This is a genomic window from Janthinobacterium sp. GW822-FHT07H11 (assembly GCF_058798615.1).
Genome location: NZ_CM179507.1, coordinates 5,117,091 through 5,137,282, shown reverse-complemented (window position 1 = coordinate 5,137,282; position 20,192 = coordinate 5,117,091). Strand labels below are relative to the sequence as shown.

Annotated in this window: 18 protein-coding genes; 15 read left to right on the top strand and 3 right to left on the bottom strand. The window is 66.1% G+C overall.

Annotation, left to right across the window (positions count from 1 at the left end; translation table 11 throughout):
• Positions 1 to 60: 60 nt before the first annotated feature.
• The gene (locus tag AC3RCJ_RS22620; RefSeq protein WP_492961008.1) at positions 61 to 951 is read right to left on the bottom strand and encodes a LysR family transcriptional regulator; all 891 of its coding nucleotides are present in this window, start codon (positions 949 to 951) and stop codon (positions 61 to 63) included.
• An 85-nt stretch (positions 952 to 1,036) separates the two neighbouring features.
• Between AC3RCJ_RS22620 and AC3RCJ_RS22615 the strand changes: the two genes are divergently transcribed.
• From AC3RCJ_RS22615 to AC3RCJ_RS22555, 13 genes are all read left to right on the top strand, one after another.
• Positions 1,037 to 2,029 carry an aldo/keto reductase gene (locus tag AC3RCJ_RS22615; protein WP_492961006.1) on the top strand — a complete coding sequence of 331 codons (993 nt, stop codon included), beginning with the start codon at positions 1,037 to 1,039 and terminating at the stop codon, positions 2,027 to 2,029.
• Positions 2,030 to 2,177: 148 nt separating this feature from the next.
• A complete protein-coding gene (locus tag AC3RCJ_RS22610) occupies positions 2,178 to 2,999 on the top strand; it encodes a CheR family methyltransferase (protein WP_492961005.1) in 822 nt (273 codons plus the stop codon).
• Positions 3,000 to 3,007: 8 nt separating this feature from the next.
• Entirely contained in the window at positions 3,008 to 3,613 is a 606-nt protein-coding gene (locus AC3RCJ_RS22605; protein ID WP_492961003.1) for a chemotaxis protein CheB, read from the top strand.
• A gap of 128 nt (positions 3,614 to 3,741) precedes the next feature.
• Positions 3,742 to 4,869, top strand: coding sequence for a hybrid sensor histidine kinase/response regulator (locus AC3RCJ_RS22600; protein ID WP_492961001.1), 1,128 nt, complete (start codon positions 3,742 to 3,744; stop codon positions 4,867 to 4,869).
• Positions 4,866 to 8,255, top strand: coding sequence for a hybrid sensor histidine kinase/response regulator (locus AC3RCJ_RS22595; protein WP_492960999.1), 3,390 nt, complete (start codon positions 4,866 to 4,868; stop codon positions 8,253 to 8,255). Before AC3RCJ_RS22600 ends, AC3RCJ_RS22595 begins: the two co-directional genes overlap by 4 nt.
• A gap of 51 nt (positions 8,256 to 8,306) precedes the next feature.
• Entirely contained in the window at positions 8,307 to 8,705 is a 399-nt protein-coding gene (locus tag AC3RCJ_RS22590; RefSeq protein ID WP_492960997.1) for an MAPEG family protein, read from the top strand.
• A gap of 105 nt (positions 8,706 to 8,810) precedes the next feature.
• A complete protein-coding gene (locus tag AC3RCJ_RS22585; RefSeq protein ID WP_492960995.1) occupies positions 8,811 to 10,511 on the top strand; it encodes a RecQ family ATP-dependent DNA helicase in 1,701 nt (566 codons plus the stop codon).
• A 90-nt stretch (positions 10,512 to 10,601) separates the two neighbouring features.
• Positions 10,602 to 11,633: a ligase-associated DNA damage response exonuclease gene (locus AC3RCJ_RS22580; RefSeq protein WP_492960993.1), complete on the top strand. Its 1,032-nt coding sequence runs from the start codon at positions 10,602 to 10,604 to the stop codon at positions 11,631 to 11,633.
• Positions 11,626 to 13,266 (top strand): ATP-dependent DNA ligase, encoded by a 1,641-nt coding sequence (locus tag AC3RCJ_RS22575; RefSeq protein WP_492960991.1) that lies wholly within the window; start codon positions 11,626 to 11,628, stop codon positions 13,264 to 13,266. Before AC3RCJ_RS22580 ends, AC3RCJ_RS22575 begins: the two co-directional genes overlap by 8 nt.
• Before the next feature lie 7 nt (positions 13,267 to 13,273).
• Positions 13,274 to 15,739 (top strand): ligase-associated DNA damage response DEXH box helicase, encoded by a 2,466-nt coding sequence (locus AC3RCJ_RS22570; protein ID WP_492960990.1) that lies wholly within the window; start codon positions 13,274 to 13,276, stop codon positions 15,737 to 15,739.
• The gene (pdeM, locus tag AC3RCJ_RS22565; RefSeq protein WP_492960988.1) at positions 15,736 to 16,398 is read left to right on the top strand and encodes a ligase-associated DNA damage response endonuclease PdeM; all 663 of its coding nucleotides are present in this window, start codon (positions 15,736 to 15,738) and stop codon (positions 16,396 to 16,398) included. Before AC3RCJ_RS22570 ends, pdeM begins: the two co-directional genes overlap by 4 nt.
• 199 nt (positions 16,399 to 16,597) lie before the next feature.
• Complete coding sequence (locus AC3RCJ_RS22560) at positions 16,598 to 16,954, top strand: KGG domain-containing protein (RefSeq protein ID WP_492960986.1); 357 nt, start codon at positions 16,598 to 16,600, stop codon at positions 16,952 to 16,954.
• Positions 16,955 to 17,215: 261 nt separating this feature from the next.
• Positions 17,216 to 17,485 (top strand): hypothetical protein, encoded by a 270-nt coding sequence (locus AC3RCJ_RS22555; protein WP_492960984.1) that lies wholly within the window; start codon positions 17,216 to 17,218, stop codon positions 17,483 to 17,485.
• Positions 17,486 to 17,495: 10 nt separating this feature from the next.
• Here AC3RCJ_RS22555 and AC3RCJ_RS22550 read toward each other — a convergent pair whose 3' ends face one another.
• Both AC3RCJ_RS22550 and AC3RCJ_RS22545 read right to left on the bottom strand, forming a co-directional pair.
• Positions 17,496 to 18,098, bottom strand: coding sequence for a DUF2239 family protein (locus tag AC3RCJ_RS22550; protein ID WP_492960982.1), 603 nt, complete (start codon positions 18,096 to 18,098; stop codon positions 17,496 to 17,498).
• An 87-nt stretch (positions 18,099 to 18,185) separates the two neighbouring features.
• A complete protein-coding gene (locus tag AC3RCJ_RS22545) occupies positions 18,186 to 18,683 on the bottom strand; it encodes a pyridoxamine 5'-phosphate oxidase family protein (RefSeq protein WP_492960980.1) in 498 nt (165 codons plus the stop codon).
• 298 nt (positions 18,684 to 18,981) lie between these two features.
• Here AC3RCJ_RS22545 and AC3RCJ_RS22540 point away from each other — a divergent pair, with 298 nt between their 5' ends.
• Together AC3RCJ_RS22540 and AC3RCJ_RS22535 are read left to right on the top strand one after the other, a co-directional pair.
• Positions 18,982 to 19,635, top strand: a complete 654-nt coding sequence (locus AC3RCJ_RS22540; RefSeq protein WP_492960978.1) for a PepSY-associated TM helix domain-containing protein — start codon at positions 18,982 to 18,984, stop codon at positions 19,633 to 19,635.
• A gap of 32 nt (positions 19,636 to 19,667) precedes the next feature.
• Positions 19,668 to 20,183, top strand: coding sequence for a DUF2271 domain-containing protein (locus AC3RCJ_RS22535; RefSeq protein WP_076572480.1), 516 nt, complete (start codon positions 19,668 to 19,670; stop codon positions 20,181 to 20,183).
• Positions 20,184 to 20,192: the final 9 nt, after the last annotated feature.

The following is a 20,192-nucleotide window of genomic DNA, read 5'->3' as shown; positions in this document are numbered from 1 at the left end:
GTGGTGGTCCAAATGGGAAAGCCGCCATGGTAGCGCGTCTGGCGCGCGCGTGCGCGGCCTTCACCTTGTCAGATGTTCCACCGCCAGCCGGCGCAGCAGGGGCAGCGCGGCATGGTCGTGCGCTTCGCGCCAGGCCAGGCCGATGCCGGCCGCCAGCTCTTCGCCTTCCACCAGGGGCCGGTAGGCCACGCCGTCGAGGCGCAGCGCGCGGAACGAGTCGGCCAGCAGGGCCATGCCCTTGCCGGCGGCCACGTCGCTGAGCAGCACATGGTGGTCCGGCGGCTCGCGCAGCAGGGCGGGCGCGAAGCCGTGGCGCCGGAAGATGGCCTGGCAATGGTCGAAGAACGCGGGCTGGCGCGCGCGCTCGAACCAGTAGATCGGTTCTGCAGCGATATCGGCCAGGCCCAGCTTGCGCTTGCGGGCCAGGCGGTGAGCGGCGGGCAGCGCCAGCATCATGGGCTGGCGCGCCAGCGGCTGCACGGCCAGCTCGAACGTGGCGCTGGGTAGCGCAAGCAGGGCCGCGTCGAGCTGGCCCTTGCGCACGGCGGCGACCAGGCGCGGCGAGGGCGCGGCCGTCAATTCCACGCGCATCTGCTTCGACTGCGCCTCCAGCGCCGCCAGCAGGGGCCGGAACAGGCCCGCTTCCACGGAACTGGTCAGCCCCAGGCGCAGGCGCGCCGGGGCGCTGTCTTGCCGCAGCGACGCTTGCGCCGTATCAAGCAGGCTCAGGATGTGCAGCGCCTGCGGCAGCAGGGTGCGCCCCGCCTGCGTCAGGGCCACGCCCTGCGTGTCGCGCTCGAACAATCGCGCGCCCAGCCTGTCTTCCAGCAGCCGGATGGCGCGCGACAGGGGCGGCTGCGTCATGTGCAGCTGCTCGGCCGCCTGGCGGAAGTTCAGGCAGCGGGCGACGGCGCAAAACAGGTGCAAGGCGTGGGTATCGAGGGCTCTCATACCAGAAAGGTATCACGAAATCGCGCATTCCCTTGCCAGCCGGCGCGGCGCAGACTGGCGGCATTGACACTTGAGGGAGATCAACATGCAACTGCAACAACGACGCATCGGCCATAGCGGCTTGAGCAGCTCGGCGCTGGGCCTGGGCTGCATGGGCATGTCGGAATTCTATGGCGCCACCGACGAGGCGCAATCCTTGGCCACCCTGGAAGCGGCCCTGGCGGCGGGCGTGACCCTGTTCGACACGGCCGACGCCTACGGCTTCGGCCACAACGAGCAATTGCTGGGGCGATTTTTACAAGGCCATCGCGGCCAGGCCCTGGTCGCCACCAAGTGCGGCCTGGCGCGCGAGGCGGGCAGCTATGCGCGCCGCGTCGACAACTCTTCGGCCTACATCCGCCAGGCGTGCGAGGCGTCGCTGGCGCGGCTGGGCGTCGATACCATCGACCTGTTCTATCTGCACCGGCTGAACCTGGACACGCCTTTGGCCGACTCGATGGGGGCGCTGGCGCGGCTGGTACAGGAAGGCAAGATCCGCGCCGTGGGCCTGTGCGAAGTGAGCGCGGCCACCTTGCGGCGCGCGGCCGCCATCCACCCGGTGGCTGCCGTGCAGAGCGAGTACTCGCTGTGGACGCGCGAGCCGGAACAGGGCGTGCTGGCCGCCTGCCGCGAGGTGGGCGCGAGTTTCTTTGCCTACAGCCCGCTGGGCCGGGGCTTCCTGACGGGCACCATTGCGGATGCCGCCAGTCTCGACGCGGGGGATTTCCGCCAGTTCAACCCCCGTTTCGCGGCCGACAACCTGGCGCGCAACCTGGACCTGGCGGCGCGGGTGCGGCGACTGGCGCGCGACAAGGGTTGCACGCCGGCCCAGCTGGCGCTGGCCTGGCTGCTGGCGCAGGGGGACGACATCATCGCCATCCCCGGCACCAAGCGCATTGCCTACCTGCACGACAACCTGGGGGCGCTGGCGCTGCGCCTCGACGCGGCCGAGCTGGCCGCCATCGACGCGGCATTTCCGCCGGGCGCGGCGGCGGGCCAGCGGTATACGGCCGAAGGCATGAAGGGCGTGGATGCATAAAAATAGGGCGCAGTGTACGCCAGCGAACTTAACTCGCGCTTTTGATGGGGGAAAATGCGTGACGATCTGCTAGCATTCCTGCTCGCCCCCACGTTGGCGTGGCGCCGCGGGCTGCGAGCGGGCATGGGCCAACCAGGATGGATGTAAATTGCTAGACGATGATATTTTTGATATTGAGCTGAAATTATTGCTTGAGGGGATATTGCTGCGATACCAGCACGATTTCCGCGACTATTCCGTGGCCTCGCTGCGCCGGCGCATGCGCCAGGCCATGGAGCGCTTCGGCTGCGCCAGCCTGTCGCAGCTGCAGGACCGCATACTGCATGAACCGGGCGTGTTTGCGCAGATGCTGCAATTTTTTACGGTGCAGGTGAGCGAGATGTTCCGCGATCCCGCGTATTTCCGCGCCTTGCGCGAAAAGGTCGTGCCCGTGCTGCATACCTATCCGTCGATCAAGATCTGGGTGGCGGGCTGCAGCAGTGGCGAGGAAGTGTGGTCGCTGGCCATCCTGCTGGAAGAAGAGGGCTTGCTGGAGCGCAGCATGATTTACGCGACCGATATCAACGTCGAGGCGCTTGCCGCTGCCGAGGCCGGTATTTACGCGATCGACCGCATCGCCCAGTTCAGCGAGAATTACCAACTGGCGGGCGGCAAGCGCTCGCTGTCCGACTATTACACGGCCGCCTACAAGGGCGCCATCTTCGACCGCCGCCTGCGGCGCCAGTTCGTGTTCGCCGACCACAGCCTGGCGACGGACAGCGTGTTTTCGGAGGTGCACATGGTTTCCTGTCGCAATGTCATGATTTACTTTAACAAGGATTTGCAGGACCGGGCGCTGGGCCTGTTCCACGAAGCGCTGGTGAACCGGGGCTTCCTGGGCCTGGGCATGAAGGAAAGCCTGCATTTCAGCCGCCACGCGGGCAATTTCCGCGAATTGTGCCCGGCTGAAAAAATCTACCAGCGTGCCTGACCCGGCCCATGCCGCACAGCCTGCCCATCACCGACGTGGCGCCACCGCCCGCGGGCCTGCGCCTGATCGCCATCGGCGCCTCGGCCGGCGGCGTGGAGGCGCTGGGCATCGTGCTGGGCGCCTTGCCGCGCACATGCCGCGCGGCCGTGGTGGTGGTGCTGCACCTGGCGCCGGGCCGTTCCAGCCGGCTGCCGCAGCTGTATGCCGACCGCTGCCAGTTGCCGCTGAAGGAAGCGCAGGACAAGGAACCGGTGCAGGGCGGCATCGTTTACTTCGCGCCGCCCGATTACCACCTGCAAGTCGAGCCGGACGGCTGCTTTTCCCTGTCGCTTGATGCGCCCGTGCATTTTTCGCGGCCATCGATCGATATCATGCTGGAAACGGCGGCGCACGCCTACCGGGGCGCCATGCTGGCCATTATCCTGACGGGGGCGTCGGCCGACGGCGCGGCGGGCCTGGCGCGCGTGCGCCAGCTGGGCGGCGGCGCCTGGGTGCAGGACCCGGCGCGGGCCGCATATGGCATCATGCCGGCGGCCGCGCTGCAGCGGGCGGGCGCCGAGCGCGTGCTGGACTTGCCGCAGATGGCGGCCAGCCTGGCGCAGCTCGGTGACTGAACGGACAAATGGATGGGGAGGGGGAGTGCGTGTAATATATGACCACTGATGTGAACACAGAAATAATACTAATTTTTAATATCGCAACATGCCGGCATGCCGCCATGGCGATGCCTGAAGACTGATCCGTGACTGCTCCTATCCATATTCTTGTCGTTGACGACATCGCGCAAAACCTGGTCGCCGCCGAAGCCGTGCTGGCGCGTCCCGGCATTGTCATCCTCAAGGCCGCCTCGGGCGCCGAGGCGCTGGAACTGCTGCTCACGCATGAGGTGGCGCTGGCCCTGATCGACGTGCAGATGCCGCAGATGGATGGCTTCGAGCTGGCCGAGCTGATACGCGGCAGCGAACGCACGCGCACCATCCCCCTGATCTTCCTGACGGCCGCGTCGCGCGAGCCCAGCTACAGCTTCCGTGGCTACGAGGCTGGCGCCGTCGATTTCCTGTACAAGCCCATCGACGCCAAGGCCTTGCAAAGTAAGGTGCAGGTGCTGGTCCAGCTGTACCGGCAGAAACGCGAACTGTCGGCCCAGCTCGATGAACTCAAGCATGCCTTGCACCTGAACGAGCTGTTTACGGCCGTGCTGGGCCACGACCTGCGCACGCCGCTGTCGGTGGTCATGAATGGCGCCATGCTGTTGCCGATGATGAGCGACCACCCGAAAGTGGTGGTCACGGCCCAGCGCATCGAGAGCAGCGCCCGGCGCATGGCGCGCATGGTCGACCAGCTGCTGGACCTGGCGCGGATACGCTCGGGTACCATGGAGTTGCGCAGCAGCATGCACGATTACCAGGCGCTGGCGCGGGCCATCGTCGATGAATTCGACACCCCGGCCCACGCCGCTCCCATCGAGGTGAGCTGCATCGGCGAGCTGCACGGTCAGTGCGACGGAGGCTTGCTGTCGCAAGTCATTTCCAATCTGTTATGCAATGCGATCACGCACGGCGAGCCGGGCGCCCCCGTGCAGCTGGCGCTCGACGGGCATGCCGCCGACAGTATCGAATTGCGCGTCAGCAATCGCGGCGCGATCGACCCGGCCTTGCTGCCGACTCTGTTCGAACCGTTCCGGCAGGCGGGCGAGAAACGCAAGACGGGACAGGGCCTGGGGCTGGGCTTGTACACCGTCAACATGTTCGTCAAGGCGCATGGCGGCACCGTCGCGCTCAGTTCCACGCCGACGCAGGGCACCCTGATCACGGTGCGCATTCCCCGCCACTGCCAGGTATGCGTGCAGCCTGAAGTGGCGGCCCCATGAGCGCCGCCCTGCACGATGTCGTGCTGCCGTATCTGCCGCGCGGCGGCGGCGTCACGGGCGAACTGGTGCGCCGGTTCGACTGGTCCGCCACCAGCCTGGGGCCGCTGGCCGGCTGGCCCGCCAACTTGCGCACCAGTGTTGATATCGTGCTCAATTCGCCGATGGCGATGGTGCTGATGTGGGGGCCGCAGCACGTGATGATCTATAACGATGAATACATCAAGATCGCCGGCGCGCGCCATCCGGCGGCGCTGGGCGGCACGGTGCCGGCCATCTGGCCCGAGATCTGGGACTGGAATGCGCGCATCCTGGACGCGGGCCTGCGCGGCGAGACGCAGGTGCACCGCGAGTGCGCCTTGCCGCTGCTGCGCGGCGGCGTGCCGGTGGACGTCGTCTTCGACCTGTTCTACACGCCCGTGCATGGCGAGGATGGCCGGGTGGACGGCGTGCTGTGCACGGCACTGGAATTGACGGCGCGCATGGAAGAGGGGCGCCAGCTGAAGCTGGCCACGGCCGCGCTGGGCGAATTGAATGTCACGCTGCAGGCCGAGGGCGAGGCGGTGCGCGAAGCCAACCGGCGCCTGGGCGAAGAGCGCGCCTTGCTGCGCGCATTGTTCCAGCAGGCGCCCAGCTTCATGGCCGTGCTGCGCGGGCCGCGGCACGTGTTTGAGCTGGCCAACGAGCACTATCTGCGCCTGGTGGGGCACCGCGACCTGATCGGCAAGCCCGTCGAGATTGCCTTGCCGGAAGTGCGGGAACAGGGTTTCATCGACCTGCTCGACCAGGTGTACCGCACCGGCGTGGCCTTCGAGGGGCGCCAGTTGACGGTGGACTTGCGGATGGGCGAGGGCGGCACGGACCAGCGCCAGGTCGATTTCGTCTACCAGCCCATCAAGGATGACGACGGGGTGGTCAGCGGCATCCTGGTCGAGGGCATCGACGTGACGCAGCGCATGGAAGGCGAGGAGCGCCTGCGCCTGGCGCAGCAGGCGGGCGGCATCGGCACCTTCGAGTGGTTCCCCGAGACGGGCGCGATGCTGGTCTCGCCCACCTTCCGCCGCCTGTGGGGCATAGCCGAGGACACCGAGGTCACGCAGCAATTGCTGGTGAGCCTGGTCGACGCGCGCGACCTGGCGAAAGTGGGGCCGAGCCGCCTGCATGCGGCGCAGAATCCGCTCGAATACGTGGAGTACCGGATCCGCCGCCCGCTCGACGGCGCCGTGCGCTGGATCGCGCGCCAGGGCGAGGTGGTCGACGGCAGGATGCCGGGGCAGCGCCGCTATGTGGGCGTGTCGTTCGACGTGACGGAGCGGCGCCTGATCGAGGACGAGCTCAACGCCAGCCAGGAACGCATGGCGGCCATTTTCGGCCAGGCCTCCGTGGGCCTGTCGGAGCTGGGCCTCGACGGCAGTTTCCAGCGCGTCAATGGCGCGCTGTGCACGATGCTGGGGCGCTCGGCCGAAGAATTGCTGAGTTTGAACATGAACGACATCCTGCATCCCGATGACGTGGCCGGCAACAACGTGCTGTTCCGGCGCCTGGTGGAAACGGGGGAATCGTTCAGCCTGGAAAAACGCTACCTGAAGCCCGATGGCACGCAAGTGTGGGTATCGAGCAATGTCAGCCGCCTGGTGGATGAACAGGGACACACGCGTTCCTTGATCGCCGTCAAGACGGATATCACGGACCGGCGCCGCGTCGAAAAAGCGCTGCACGAATTGAACGAAACGCTTGAACACCGGGTCGAACAGGAAGTGGGCGAGCGCACCAAGGCCGAAGACGCCTTGCGCCAGGCGCAAAAGATGGAAGCCGTGGGCCAGTTGACGGGTGGCATTGCGCATGACTTCAATAATGTGTTGCAAATTATTTCCGGCAATTTGCACCTGCTGCACCAGCTGGCGGGTACGGATGGCCTGATGCGCCAGCGGCTCGACACGGCCATCGCCGCCGTCGAGCGCGGGGCCAAGCTGTCGTCGCACCTGCTGGCCTTTGCCCGCCGCCAGCCGCTCAAGCCCGTGGTGGCGGATCTTTCGCGCGTGGTGCGCAACATGGATGCGCTGTTGCGGCGCGCGCTGGGCGAAGCCGTCGAGATCGTGCTGGTCGGCGGCGGCGGCCTGTGGAATACCCTGGTCGACCGCAGCCAGATTGAAAACGTGATCCTCAACCTGGCCATCAACGCGCGCGACGCCATGGATGGCGCGGGCAAGCTGACCATCGAGCTGGGCAATGTCGTGCTCGATGAACAATATGTGCACAACCTGGTCGACGTGCCGGCCGGCCAGTACGTGATGCTGTCGGTGACCGACACGGGCCACGGCATGAGCGGCCCCGTGCTGCAGCGCGCGTTCGAGCCGTTCTTCACCACCAAGCCCGAAGGGGCGGGCACGGGCCTGGGCCTGTCGATGGCCTACGGTTTCGTCACGCAAAGCCGCGGCCATATCCGCATCTACAGTGAACCGGGACTGGGAACGGGAGTCAAAATCTATTTGCCCCGCTCCCTGATGGCTGAAGCGGACGAAGAGCTGGAATTGAGCGGCGTCGTCACGGGCGGCACGGAAACCGTGCTGGTGGTGGAAGATGACGTGGGCGTGCGCACCACCGTGGTCGACATGCTGGGCGCGCTGGGCTACACGGTGCTCAAGGCCGAGGATGGCGAAAGCGCGCTGGCCGTGCTGCATAGCGGCGCGCAGATCGACCTGCTGTTTACGGACGTGATCATGCCCGGCCCCGTGAGCAGCACGGAAATGGCGCGCCAGGCGCGCGAGCTGCAGCCCGATATCGCCGTGCTGTTTACGTCCGGTTATGCGCAAGACATCATCGTGCACGAGGGCCGGCTCGATACGGGCGTGGAATTGCTCAGCAAACCGTACCGGCGCGAAGAACTGGCACGCAAGCTGCGCCACATCCTGGCCAACCGCCAGCAGCAGATGCGCGCGCGCCAGTTCGAGCTGGCCGGCAGCACGGCGACCGGCGCGCTGGGGGCCGGCACGCCGGGCCTCGATTTGACGGGTCATGCACCGGAACCGCAGGGCGACCTGCCGACATCGATGAAAATTCTCGTGGTGGAAGACAATCTCGATTCGCAGCTGATGGTGTGCGAGCTGGTAGGCATGCTTGGCCATACGGTCAGTGGCGTGTCGGATGGCGAGGCTGCGTGGAAATTGCTTAATGAGCAAGATTTCGATATCCTGTTTACCGATGTCAGCCTGCCTGGCATGTCGGGCATCGCGCTGGCGCGCATGGTGTTGCGCGACAAGCCTGGCACGCGCATCATCTTTTCCACCGGCTATGGCAAGGAATCGATGGATGAGCTGGGCTTCTCCGCCAGCGTCCTGCGCAAACCGTATGACCTGATGGAATTGCAAGCGGCACTCGATCAACCCTGACACGGGCAGGCGGCGGCCAGCGGCCTGCCCGTGACCGCAAGGAGCAATGGCATGAGCCCTGAACTGACGATACTTGGCTGTACCCTGGTGCTGGCGCTGGTGCAGATCCTGCTGCCAGCGCTGTGGCGCACGCGGGAAACGGGCGCCGCCTACAATGTGGGCGCGCGCGATGCTGCGGGGCCGCCCGTGGGCAAGGTCACGGGCCGGCTGCAGCGGGCCCAGGCCAACCTGCTGGAGACCCTGCCCCTGTTTGCCGCCGCCGTGCTGATCGCCCACGTCACGGCGCAGGAAAGCGCGCTTACGCTGTACGGCGCGGCCCTGTACCTGGCTGCCCGCGTCATCTACCTGCCGCTGTATGCGTTCGGCATTCCCGTCGTGCGCACCCTCGCGTGGTGCGTGTCGCTGGCCGGCATACTGATGATCTTGTGGGCCATCCTGTTCGCTTCTTGAATTCCTACACCGGCGCTGGTGCCCGTCCTATGGCGTGCCGCCAGGCCCGACCATACAGTAGCGTCACGGCGGCGCATGGGCGCCGGCATTCGGGGGATGAGCACGATGGCAACGAGCGACGCGAACAGGCAGGACAACGACAAGACCGGGTCGGCCAAGCAGCAGGGCAGGAAAATCCAGCGCCTGCTGCGCACCGTCTTTGGCATCGAACGGCTGCGCACTGGCCAGCAGGAAGTCATCGATAGCGTGCTGGCCGGGCGCGATACCCTGGCCATCATGCCCACCGGCAGCGGCAAGTCGCTGTGCTACCAGATTCCCGCCGCGCTCTTGCCGGGCGCCACCGTGGTGGTGTCGCCGCTGATCTCGCTGATGAAGGACCAGCTGGAAAAGCTCGCGCAGCTGGGCGTGACGGCCGTGCAGCTCAACAGCAGCCTGTCGCGCGGCGAAGAAGACGAGGCCATCGCCAGCATCGCGCGCGGCGACAAGCTCATCATTTTTTGCACGCCGGAACGGCTGGCGACCGGCGAATTCCTGGCCCTGCTGGCCGCCGCGCCGCCCTCGCTGGTGGTCATCGACGAAGCCCATTGCATTTCCCACTGGGGCCACGACTTCCGGCCCGCCTACCTGGAAATCGCCGCCGCGCTGCGCGCACTGGGGCGTCCGCCCGTGCTGGCACTGACGGCCACGGCCACCGGTGAAGTGATCGCCGACATCGGCGCCCAGCTGGCCGCGCCCAAGTTGCATGTTGTCAACACGGGCATTTATCGCGCCAACCTGCGCTACCGCGTGATCCAGGTGACCAATGCGGCAGAGAAACAGGACACCGTCCTGCGCCTGTTGCGCGAAACGGCCGGCGTGGGCATCGTCTACGCGGCCACCGTCAAGGCCGTCGAAGAACTGACGGCACGGCTGCAGGACCTGGGCGAGAGCGTCACCTGCTACCACGGCAGGCTGGCGGCGCGCGAACGCCAGCATAACCAGGACCTGTTCATGGGCGGCGCGCGGCGCGTGATGGTGGCCACGAATGCCTTCGGCATGGGTATCGACAAGCCCGACACGCGCTTCGTCATCCACCTGCAGGTGCCGGCCAACCTGGAAGCGTACTACCAGGAATCGGGCAGGGCGGGACGCGACGGCTTGCCCGCCGACTGCACCTTGCTTTACTTCCAGGAGGACAAGCGGGTGCAGCAATTCTTTCTTGCCAAGCATTACCCCACGGCCGACGAACTGGCTGCGATCATTGCGGCGGCGCAAGAGCTGCCGGCCACGTTTGCATTCGCTGCGCTGGCGTCCAGCCTGCCCGAGTTTTCCGACAGCCACCTGAAGGTGTGCCTGAAGTTGTTGAAAGACGGCAAGCTGCTGCGCCAGGACCGAAAGCTCGGCTACAGCCTGAAAGCGCCCTCGGCCAGCTCGCCCACGTATGCGCAACTGGCGCAGATCTATGTCGACAAGCAGGAGCGCGACAGGCAGGCGCTCGAGCAGATGGTGGCGTATGCGCAAAGCGGTTTTTGCCGCTGGAAGCTGCTGCTCGAGTATTTCGGCGATGCGGGGGACTTCGAGCGCTGCTGCACCTGCGACAATTGCCAGTCGCCGCCGGCGTTGGCGACGCCCATCCTCCTCGACGATGCCAGCGTGCCAGCGCCGCCGGCCGAGCCATCGGCGCCCCTGATTGCCGTCGGCAGCCGCGTGCGCGTGCCGCGTTTCGATATCGGCACCGTGCTGTCGGTGGCGGGCGACCAGGTCACCATCGCCTTTGCGGAAAACACCACGCGCACTTTCATGGCCGAGTTTGTCGCACCGGCATGAAGGCAGTGTGTGCTGTCGAACAGTGATCGAACGCAAGAGCGCTAGAATCAGCCCATTCCAAGACAGTTTTGATTTGACGTAGGAGAGGGCATGGCGGACATGGTGGTGGTGCGCAAGGAAGGCCTGTATTGCGTGCCTGGCGATTTTTATATCGATCCGTGGCGTCCCGTCGAGCGGGCCGTCATCACGCATGCGCATGCCGACCATGCGAGAGTCGGCCATCGCCATTACCTGTGCGCCGCGCCCGGCGTGCAGGTGCTGCGCGCGCGCCTGGGCGCCGTTTCCATCCAGGGCCTTGCGTATGGCGACACCGTCGAACACCACGGCGTGCAAGTGTCGCTGCATCCGGCCGGCCACGTGCTCGGTTCGGCCCAGGTGCGCATGGCGCACGGCGGGCAAGTATGGGTGGCGTCGGGCGACTACAAGCTGCAGCCCGATCCCACCTGCGCACCGTTCGACCCCGTGCGCTGCGACACCTTCATCACGGAGTCGACCTTCGGCCTGCCCATCTACCGCTGGCAGGCGCCGCAGGATATTGTTGATGACATCAACCAGTGGTGGCGCGGCAATGCGGCTGCGGGGCGCACCAGCGTGCTGTTCTGCTATGCCTTCGGCAAGGCGCAGCGTATCCTGGCGGGCCTGGACGCCAGCATTGGCCCCATTATCTGCCATGGCGCGGCGCAGGCATTGACGCAGGTCTACCGCGAGTCCGGCGTGGCCTTGCCCGCCACCGTCATGGTGGACGCGGTGGGCGACAAGGCGGCGCTGAAGACGGCCATGGTGATCGCGCCCCCGTCGGCCGCCGGCTCGCCGTGGATGAAGCGCTTCGGCGACTACAGCGATGCGTTTGCCAGCGGCTGGATGCTGCTGCGCGGCGCGCGCCGGCGGCGCGGCGTGGACCGGGGTTTCGTGCTGTCCGACCATGCCGACTGGCCGGGCCTGATGCAGGCGATCACGGCCACGCAGGCCGAACGCATCATCGTCACGCACGGCGCCATCCCCGTAATGGTGCGCTGGCTGCGGCAGAACGGCTGGCAGGCGGGCGGCTTCGAGACGGAATATGGCGATGACGAGATGCCAGACAGCGTGCCCGCGCCGCCGGAGGACGTTGCGCATGCGTGACTTTGCCCGGCTGTACGCGGAACTCGACGACACCACGTCCACCAGCCGCAAGCTGGCGGCCCTGCAGGCGTATTTCCAGCGTGCCCGGCCGCACGATGCGGCCTGGGCCGTGTATTTCCTGGCCGGTGGCAAGCCGCGCCAGGCCGTGCCCACCAGATTGCTGCGCGAATATGCGACGGAACGGGCGGGCCTCGATGCCTGGCTGTTCGACGAGGCCTATCACGCCGTGGGCGACCTGGCCGAAACCATCGCCCTGATCCTGCCCGCGCCGGGCAAGCGCAGCGACATCGGCCTGGCCGAGTGGGTCGAGCAGCGCATTGCGCCGTTGCGCGGCGCGGCGCCGGACGCCATCCGGACGGCCTTGCTGGCCTACTGGGACGAGCTGGAAACGCGCGAACGCTTCCTGCTGATCAAGCTGATCGGCGGCGGCTTTCGCGTGGGCGTGTCGAAACTGCTGGTGACGCGCGCGCTGGCATCGATCGCCGCCGTCGACGGCAAGCTGATCGCCCAGCGCCTGATGGGCTGGACCGATGGCAAGCTCAGCCCCACGGGGGCGGGCTTCTTGAAACTGATCGCCGCGCCGTCCGATGGCGAACAGGCGCTGCGCGGCGGCCAGCCTTACCCCTTCTTCCTGGCGCACCCCTTGCAGGCGGCGCCGGACACCTTGGGCGAGGTCGGCGCCTGGCTGGTCGAGTGGAAATACGACGGCATGCGCGCCCAGCTGCTGCGCCGCGACGGCGTGAACTGGCTGTGGTCGCGCGGCGAGGAACTCATCACGGAGCGCTTTCCCGAGCTGGCGCAGCTGGCCTTGCCGGAAGGCACCGTGCTCGATGGCGAAATCCTCGTCTGGCAGCCGGGCGACGTGCCGGCGCCATTTGCCGATTTGCAAAAACGCATGGGCCGCAAGACGGTCTCGCCGAAGCTGCTGGCCGAGCTGCCCGCCGTGCTGGTGGCCTACGACGTGCTCGAATGCGAAGGCGTGGACGTGCGCCACCTGCCGCAGCACGAGCGCCGCGCCCTGCTGGAAAGCGTCGTCGCCGCGGTGGATGCGCCCGCGCTGCGCCTGTCGCCGTGCGTCGCCGCCGAGAGTTGGGATGCGCTGGCGGCCATCCGCGAGGAATCGCGCGGGCGCGGCGTGGAAGGCTTGATGCTGAAGGCCGTGTCGGCCGCGTATGGCGTGGGCCGCACCAAGGATGTGGGCACCTGGTGGAAATGGAAGATCGATCCGTATGCCATCGATGCCGTGCTGATCTACGCCCAGGCGGGCCATGGCCGGCGCGCGTCGCTGTACACGGACTACACCTTTGCCGTCTGGGATGAAGTGGAGGAGGGCGAGCAGGGGGAGCGTAAGCTGGTGCCGTTCGCCAAGGCGTATTCGGGCTTGACGGATGCGGAGATCGCCCAGGTCGACGCGGCCATCCGCAAGACGACGATAGAAAAATTCGGCCCCGTGCGCAGCGTCAAGCCGACGATGGTGTTCGAGATCGGCTTCGAAGGCATCGCCGCCTCCGGCCGCCACAAGGCGGGCGTCGCCGTGCGCTTTCCCCGCATCCTGCGCCGCCGCGCAGACAAGGCCGTCGCCGAGGCCGACACCCTGGCCACCCTGAAGGCCATGCTGGCGGGCGCCGCATGAGCAGGCGATGAGCAAAAGCGCGCTGGCGCAGCGCATCGATGCGTGGTTTGCGGCGCGCGGCTGGACGGTCTTTCCCTTCCAGCGCGCCGTCTGGCGCAGCGCTGCACAGGGACAATCGGGCCTGCTGCATGCGAGCACGGGCTCCGGCAAGACCTATGCCGTCTGGTTCGGCGCCTTGCTGCGCGCCGAGCGCCTGGCCCGCAAGAGCCGCAAGCAGGGCTTGCGCGTGCTGTGGATCACGCCGATGCGGGCGCTGGCGGCCGATACGGTGCGCGCGCTGCAGGCATCCGGCGAAACGCTGGCGCCCGGCTGGCGCATCGAGGCGCGCACGGGCGATACGAGCGCCGCGCAGCGGGCGCGGCAGGCGAAGTCCTGGCCCGAGGTGCTCGTCACGACGCCGGAAAGCCTGTCCCTGATGCTGAGCCAGGCGGATGCGCAGGCACGCTTCGCCTTGCTGGAAACGGTGATCGTCGACGAGTGGCACGAATTGATGGGCAGCAAGCGCGGCGTGCAGGTGCAGCTGGCGCTGGCCCGTTTGCGCCGCTGGAATGGAAGCTTGATGACGTGGGGCCTGTCGGCCACCCTGGGCAACTTGCGGCAGGCGCAGGACGTCTTGCTGGGAGAACAAAACGATGGCGTGCTGGTCGAAGGTAAAATCAAGAAGCGCATCCTCGTCGACAGTTTGATCCCCGTCAACCCGACGCGCTTTCCCTGGGGCGGGCATTTGGGCATCCAGATGCTGCAGCCCTTGATCGCCGAGATCGAGGGCAGCGCCACCACCCTGGTATTTACCAATACGCGCTCGCAGGCCGAGCTGTGGTACCAGCACCTGCTCGATGCGCGGCCAGACTGGGCGGGCCTGATCGCCCTGCACCACGGTTCGCTGGACCGCGAAGTGCGCGAGTGGGTCGAGCAGCACCTGAAGACGGGCGAGCTGAAAGCCGTCGTGTGCACGTCCAGCCTGGACCTGGGCGTCGATTTCCTGCCCGTCGAACGCGTGCTGCAGGTGGGCAGCGCGAAAGGCATTGCGCGCCTGGTGCAGCGGGCCGGGCGCAGCGGCCACGCGCCGGGGCGCATTTCGCGCGTCACCCTGGTGCCCACCAACAGCCTGGAATTGCTGGAAGCGGCCGCCGCCCGCGCCGCCCTGGCGCAGGGCCACCTGGAAGCGCGCCCCGTGCCGGACAAGCCGCTCGACGTGCTGGTGCAGCACCTGGTGACGATCGCCCTGGGCGGCGGATTCGACTCGCCGGCCCTGTACGCGGAAGTGCGCGCCGCCTGGTCCTACCGCCAGCTGACAGCGGACGAGTGGCAATGGGCGCTCGATTTCGTCGCGCGCGGCGGGCAAAGCCTCACCGTGTACCCGGAATACCGCAGAGTGCTGCCCGATGATGCCGGCATCTACCGCGTGCCGGACGCGGCGCTGGCGCGGCGCCACCGCATGAGCATCGGCACCATCGTCTCGGAAGCGGCGATCCAGGTCAAGTTCCTCGGCGGGGGACGCATCGGCAGCATCGAGGAATCGTTCATCGCGCGCCTGAAGCAGGGCGACCATTTTCTGTTTGGCGGGCGCATCCTGGAATTCGTGCGCGTGCACGAGATGACGGCCTATGTACGGCGCGCCACAGGCAGCCGCGGCGCCGTGCCGCGCTGGCAGGGCGGCAAGATGCCGCTGTCGTCGGAACTGGCGCACGCCGTGCTGGACCAGCTGCAGCTGGCGCAGGAGGGCCGTGCCAGCGGGCCGGAAATGCGCGCGCTGGCGCCCCTGCTGGCCATCCAGCAGAAATGGTCCAGCCTGCCCACGCGCACCAGCCTGTTGGTGGAAACCTTGTCCAGCCGCGAAGGCCGGCACCTGTTCGTGTATCCGTTCGCGGGCCGCGCCGTGCACCTGGGCCTGGCGTCCCTGCTGGCCTACCGCATCGCGCGCGTGCAGCCGGCCACCTTGTCGATCGCCGTCAACGATTACGGCTTTGAATTGCTGGGCGCGGACGATCTCGCGTTTGCGCCGCTGTTCGGCTCTGCGACGGGCGCGGGGTTGGCCCTGTTCAGCACGGATAATTTGCTGGAAGACGTGCTGGCCAGCCTGAACGCGACGGAACTGTCGCAGCGGCGCTTCCGCGAGATCGCCCGCATCGCCGGCCTCGTCTTCCAGGGCTATCCGGGCCAGCCGAAAAGCGCGCGCCAGCTGCAGGCCTCGTCTTCGCTGTTTTTCGAGGTGTTCCGCAAGCACGACGCGGCCAATTTGCTGCTCACGCAGGCGCAGCGCGAAGTGCTGGAGCAGGAACTGGAACTGACGCGTTTGCGCGCCACCCTGCGCGAGCTGCATGAACGCAATATTTCCCTGCAGCCACTGGAGCGCGCCTCGCCATTGGCCTTCGGCCTGATGGTCGAGCGCTTCCGCGAACAGCTGACGACGGAAAAGCTGTCGGACCGCGTGGCGCGGCTGGTCAGTGCGCTGGAAAAGGCGGCCGCATGAGCGGGCACGCGCATTGCGCGGTGGAGCTGGCGGGCGAGCTGGTGTGGCTGCTGGCGCAAAAAGCCGTGTACTGGCCGGCGCGCAAGATGCTGATCGTGGCCGATATCCATTTCGGCAAGGCGGCGGCGTTCCGCGCGCTGGGCGTACCGGTGCCGCGCGGTACGACGACGCAAAACCTCGCGGCGCTCGACGCCTTGCTGGATGACCACGCCTGCGACGAAATCGTCTTCCTCGGCGACTTTTTGCATGCCAGGGCCGCGCATGCGCCCGCGACCCTGGCGGCCATGCTGGCATGGCGCGCGCGCCACCCGCGCCTGCGCCTGACGCTGGTGCGCGGCAACCACGACGCGCATGCGGGCGACCCCGCTTGCGCGCTGCGCATCGCCATGGTGGACGAGCCGCATACGGTGGGCGCCTTTGCCTTTTGCCATCACTCCGACACGGCCGCCACCGCCTACGTGCTGGCCGGCCACGTGCATCCCGTGTTCCGGCTGCGCGCGGCGCGCGGCGGCTTGCGCCTGCCGTGTTTCCTGCTGGGCCAGGCACGCGCCATCCTGCCTGCGTTTGGCGCGTTTACGGGGGGCCACGCCGTGCGGGCGGCCGCTGGCGAGACGGTGTTCGTGACGGCCGATGCGTCGATTTTCCGCGTGCCCGGCTGAGGCGCCAGGGGTAGATACTTTCAGTATCAAATGAGGTGTAACCGCGCCACCAAGGGCGGGACTCATCCTACACGCGCGCTTGCCATCCTCCTATTTCTTGCTGCCCATGCACGCACTAAGATGACGTCTCCCTTGCCATGCGAGGGGGATGGATTGCATGGTTTGCTTTGTTTTCCGATTATCGATCAAGGAGATCATCATGGCCACATCGAGTGACAACAAACAGCAAGGTAGTCAAGGTAGTCAAGGTAGCAAGGGCAGCGGCAGCGGCAGCGGCAGCAGCAAGCAAAGCGATACGAGCAAACGGGGCTTTGCTTCCATGGATCCTGCCCAGCAGCGTGAAATCGCCAGCGAAGGGGGCCGGGCCGCCCATGAAAAAGGCACGGCTCACGAGTTCACGTCGGAAGAAGCGCGCCGTGCAGGCAGCCAAAGCCATAAAAACGATGCGAACCGGCAAAGCGCCGCCAGTTCCAGCACATCGCGCGACAATGCCAGCGACAACAAGCAGGGCGGTGGCTCCGGTTCGGGTTCCGGTTCGGGCTCGCGCAACAAATAGCCCATAGCCTGGCCCATAGCCGGTGCGGTGAACATGGCCGGTGAAGCAGGCTTGGCAGACCTGGTGATATCAGCTTGATAGTCTGGCCGGCGGGAGTGGCGCATTTCCGCTGGCCAGTAGCCGCGTCTGGATGGCCTTCGTTGACGGGAAAATGCAAAATTTTGATGCCATGCAGCAGGCATGGACTATGATGAAATGGCTGCGACGGCCGGCAAGCGTCGGCCGCAAGCAGTCAATGAGCAGTCAACCATTCGGGAGAACATGATGGGCAATTCCAACACGCCACAGCCTGGCAACAGCCAGGGCGGCTCGCCTTCCACGGCGGGCAGCAAGCAAAGTTCGGCCGAGGCGGCCGAAAGCTTTGTGCTGGTCGATAGCGAGCAGGGACTCGATATCGGCGACGATCTGTTTTCCATCGGCGAGGTACGGCGCGCCGATCGCCTGCCGCATCACCACCAGTCCGGCACCGCTGGCCAGAGCCGCCAGAGCGCCGATGATGCCCCCGATACGACGGGCAGCACGGGAGTCTGACCGGCCCGCTTCAACTGTCGTGCCATCCTCGTTGTGCCAGCTGCAAGACGTGTTCGCGCACGTCGGCTGGCCAGTCGCGCACGCATGACAGGAAGGGCGCGCGCTGGCCCGCGAACAGGGCGCGGCTGGCTTCCTCGAAACCCGGCTCGTCGCCTGCGAGGGCATTCATGAATCGATACGCGGCTTCCCGCGCCTGGCGCTGCTCGTCGGCCGCCTTGTTGTCGCGCTGCGCGTGTTCAACCAGTTTCCTCAGCGCCACCGAGGCGCCGCCCGGCTGGCTGGCCAGCCATTCCCAGTGACGGGGCAGCAAGGTGATTTCGCGTGCCACCACGCCCAGCCGGGGACGACCCGCCGTGCGCGGCACGGCAAGCGGTGCCTCGTCTGGCGGCGCGGGCGCTGCGCTGCGTGGCCGGGGCAGGCGCCGCAACACGTCTTCCAGGCTGCCGTGCAGGTTCAAGTCCACCTGGCTGCCCGTGGCATCGTCGAAGACCAGGATCTGCGCTTCCGGTTCGCGCGTGACGAGGGTCTTCAAGGCGTGCGCCAGCGCGTGCAGCGAGCCGGTGGCGATTTTGCGTTTGCCGGCGAACGCGGTGAGCCCGGTATCTGCTTGCATGTCTGGTCTCCTGGTGGATGGATCTCGGCAATTTAACCCGGGTAAAAATAAATGTCAATAAAACCCGGGTAAAATTATGCGCTTCCCTTACAGGTCGATACGGCCGTGTTCGCCCATGTCCTTGGGCGTATCGCCCGTGAGCGCGGCCTTGGCCATTTCAAAGAACTGCATCATCTTGCTGGCGCTGCTATCCCAGTATTCGGCCGACTGTATCGTTACCTTGATCAGCGACAGCTTGGGATCATCGAGGCCGCCGGGGAACCAGGCCTTGACCAGCGGACTCCACAGTTCCTCCGCCTTGGCGCGGTCCTTCAGCAATTCCGCATGGCCGCAGACAGAGACATACAGGCTGTCGCCCGTGTCGGCAAAGCTGACATTGACTTGCGGGTTGTTCAACAGGTCGCGCGTGTAGGCGGCTTCGTCGGAAACAAAAAACCACATCTGGCCCTGCTCGTCGATTTGCTGCTGGGTCAGGGGCCGGCTGGTCAGCGTGCGCGTGTCGTCGCTGGTGGTAAACATGCCAAACTTCACATTCTTGATCTTGCCTGCAATGCCGGCCAGTTGTTCGCTGGTATAACTCGTCATGATGGTTTCCCCTTAATGTAGTCCTGAACAACAGCATAGACGCCGTTTGCTTGCGGCTCTGTACGCTAGCTTACCCAGGCAGGCAATCGACAGGGCGGCGCGGCAAGATGCCGGCCACGCTTTGTTTCAAGGCTGTTACAAAACGCTGGCCTTGCCAGGGGTTTCCTGTATTGACTTAATAAATGATAATCATTATCATTTGTTTGCATTGATAGGCATGTAGTTACTAATTGAAGGATGGGAATGAAGCAATCTGACTGGTCGCGCCACCTGGCTCGCCCCTTGCCGGGAGCGGGCCATGCGTAGTGCGGGCGCCGCCGACAAGGCCAGGAACAACGCCAGCCGCGCCGTCTGGTTGAAGAATCTGCATCAATGGCATTGGATCAGCTCGGCGCTTTGCCTGCTGGGCATGTTTTTGTTCGCCATCACCGGCATCACCCTGAACCACGCCAGCCAGATCGAGTCGAAACCGTCGGTGACGCGGCAGCAGGCACAGTTGCCCGCTCCTCTCGTCGCGGAACTGGCCGCGTATGCCGCCGGGCACGACGGCGCCAACGCGCCCATGCCGGCCGCCGCCGAGCGCTGGCTGAAACAGCAATGGTCGCTCAACGCGGGCGGCCGTCCCGCCGAGTGGAGCGTCGACGAAGTGTATTTGCCCCTGCCCAAGGCGGGCGGCGACGCCTGGGTGCGCATTGGCTTGGCAGACGGGGCCGCTGAATATGAATTGACGGACCGGGGCTGGGTGTCCTGGCTCAACGACGTGCACAAGGGCCGCAACACGGGCGTGGCCTGGAACTGGTTCATCGACATCTTTGCCGGCGCCTGCATCGTGTTTTGCCTGACGGGTTTGCTGATTTTGAAGTTCCACGCGGCCAACCGGCCATTTACCTGGCCGATGGTTGGCCTCGGTATCCTGATACCCTGCGCGATCGCCTTGCTGTTCATACACTGATCGTTTTTATTTTTCCTTTTTACAGGCACACCATGAAATTACGCTACTCCCTGGCGCTTGGCCTTCCCCTGATCGGCACTTCGGCGATGGCGGCCGACCTGGCCCTCAAGATTGAGATTCCGCAACTGAACGTGGCGGAATACCACCGTCCCTACGTGGCGGCATGGCTGGAAACGGCGGACCAGAAGGTCGTTGGCAACCTGGCCGTGCTGTACGACGTGAAAAAGAAGGACAAGGCGGGCGAAAAATGGCTGAAGGACATGCGCCAATGGTGGCGCAAGAGCGGCCGCGACCTGGCCATGCCCGTCGATGGCGTCAGCGGCGCCACGCGCGCGCCGGGCGAGCACAATCTGACCTTCCCCGGCTCGAAAGCCGTGCTCGACAAATTGCCGGCCGGCGAATACCAGCTGGTGGTGGAAGCGGCGCGCGAAGCGGGCGGCCGCGAACTGGTGCGCGTGCCCTTCCAGTGGCCGCCGAAGTCGGCCCAGTCCGTGCCTGCCAAGGGCAAGGAAGAACTCGGCAATGTCGTCGTCCAACTCAAACCATAAAGGCGCCCC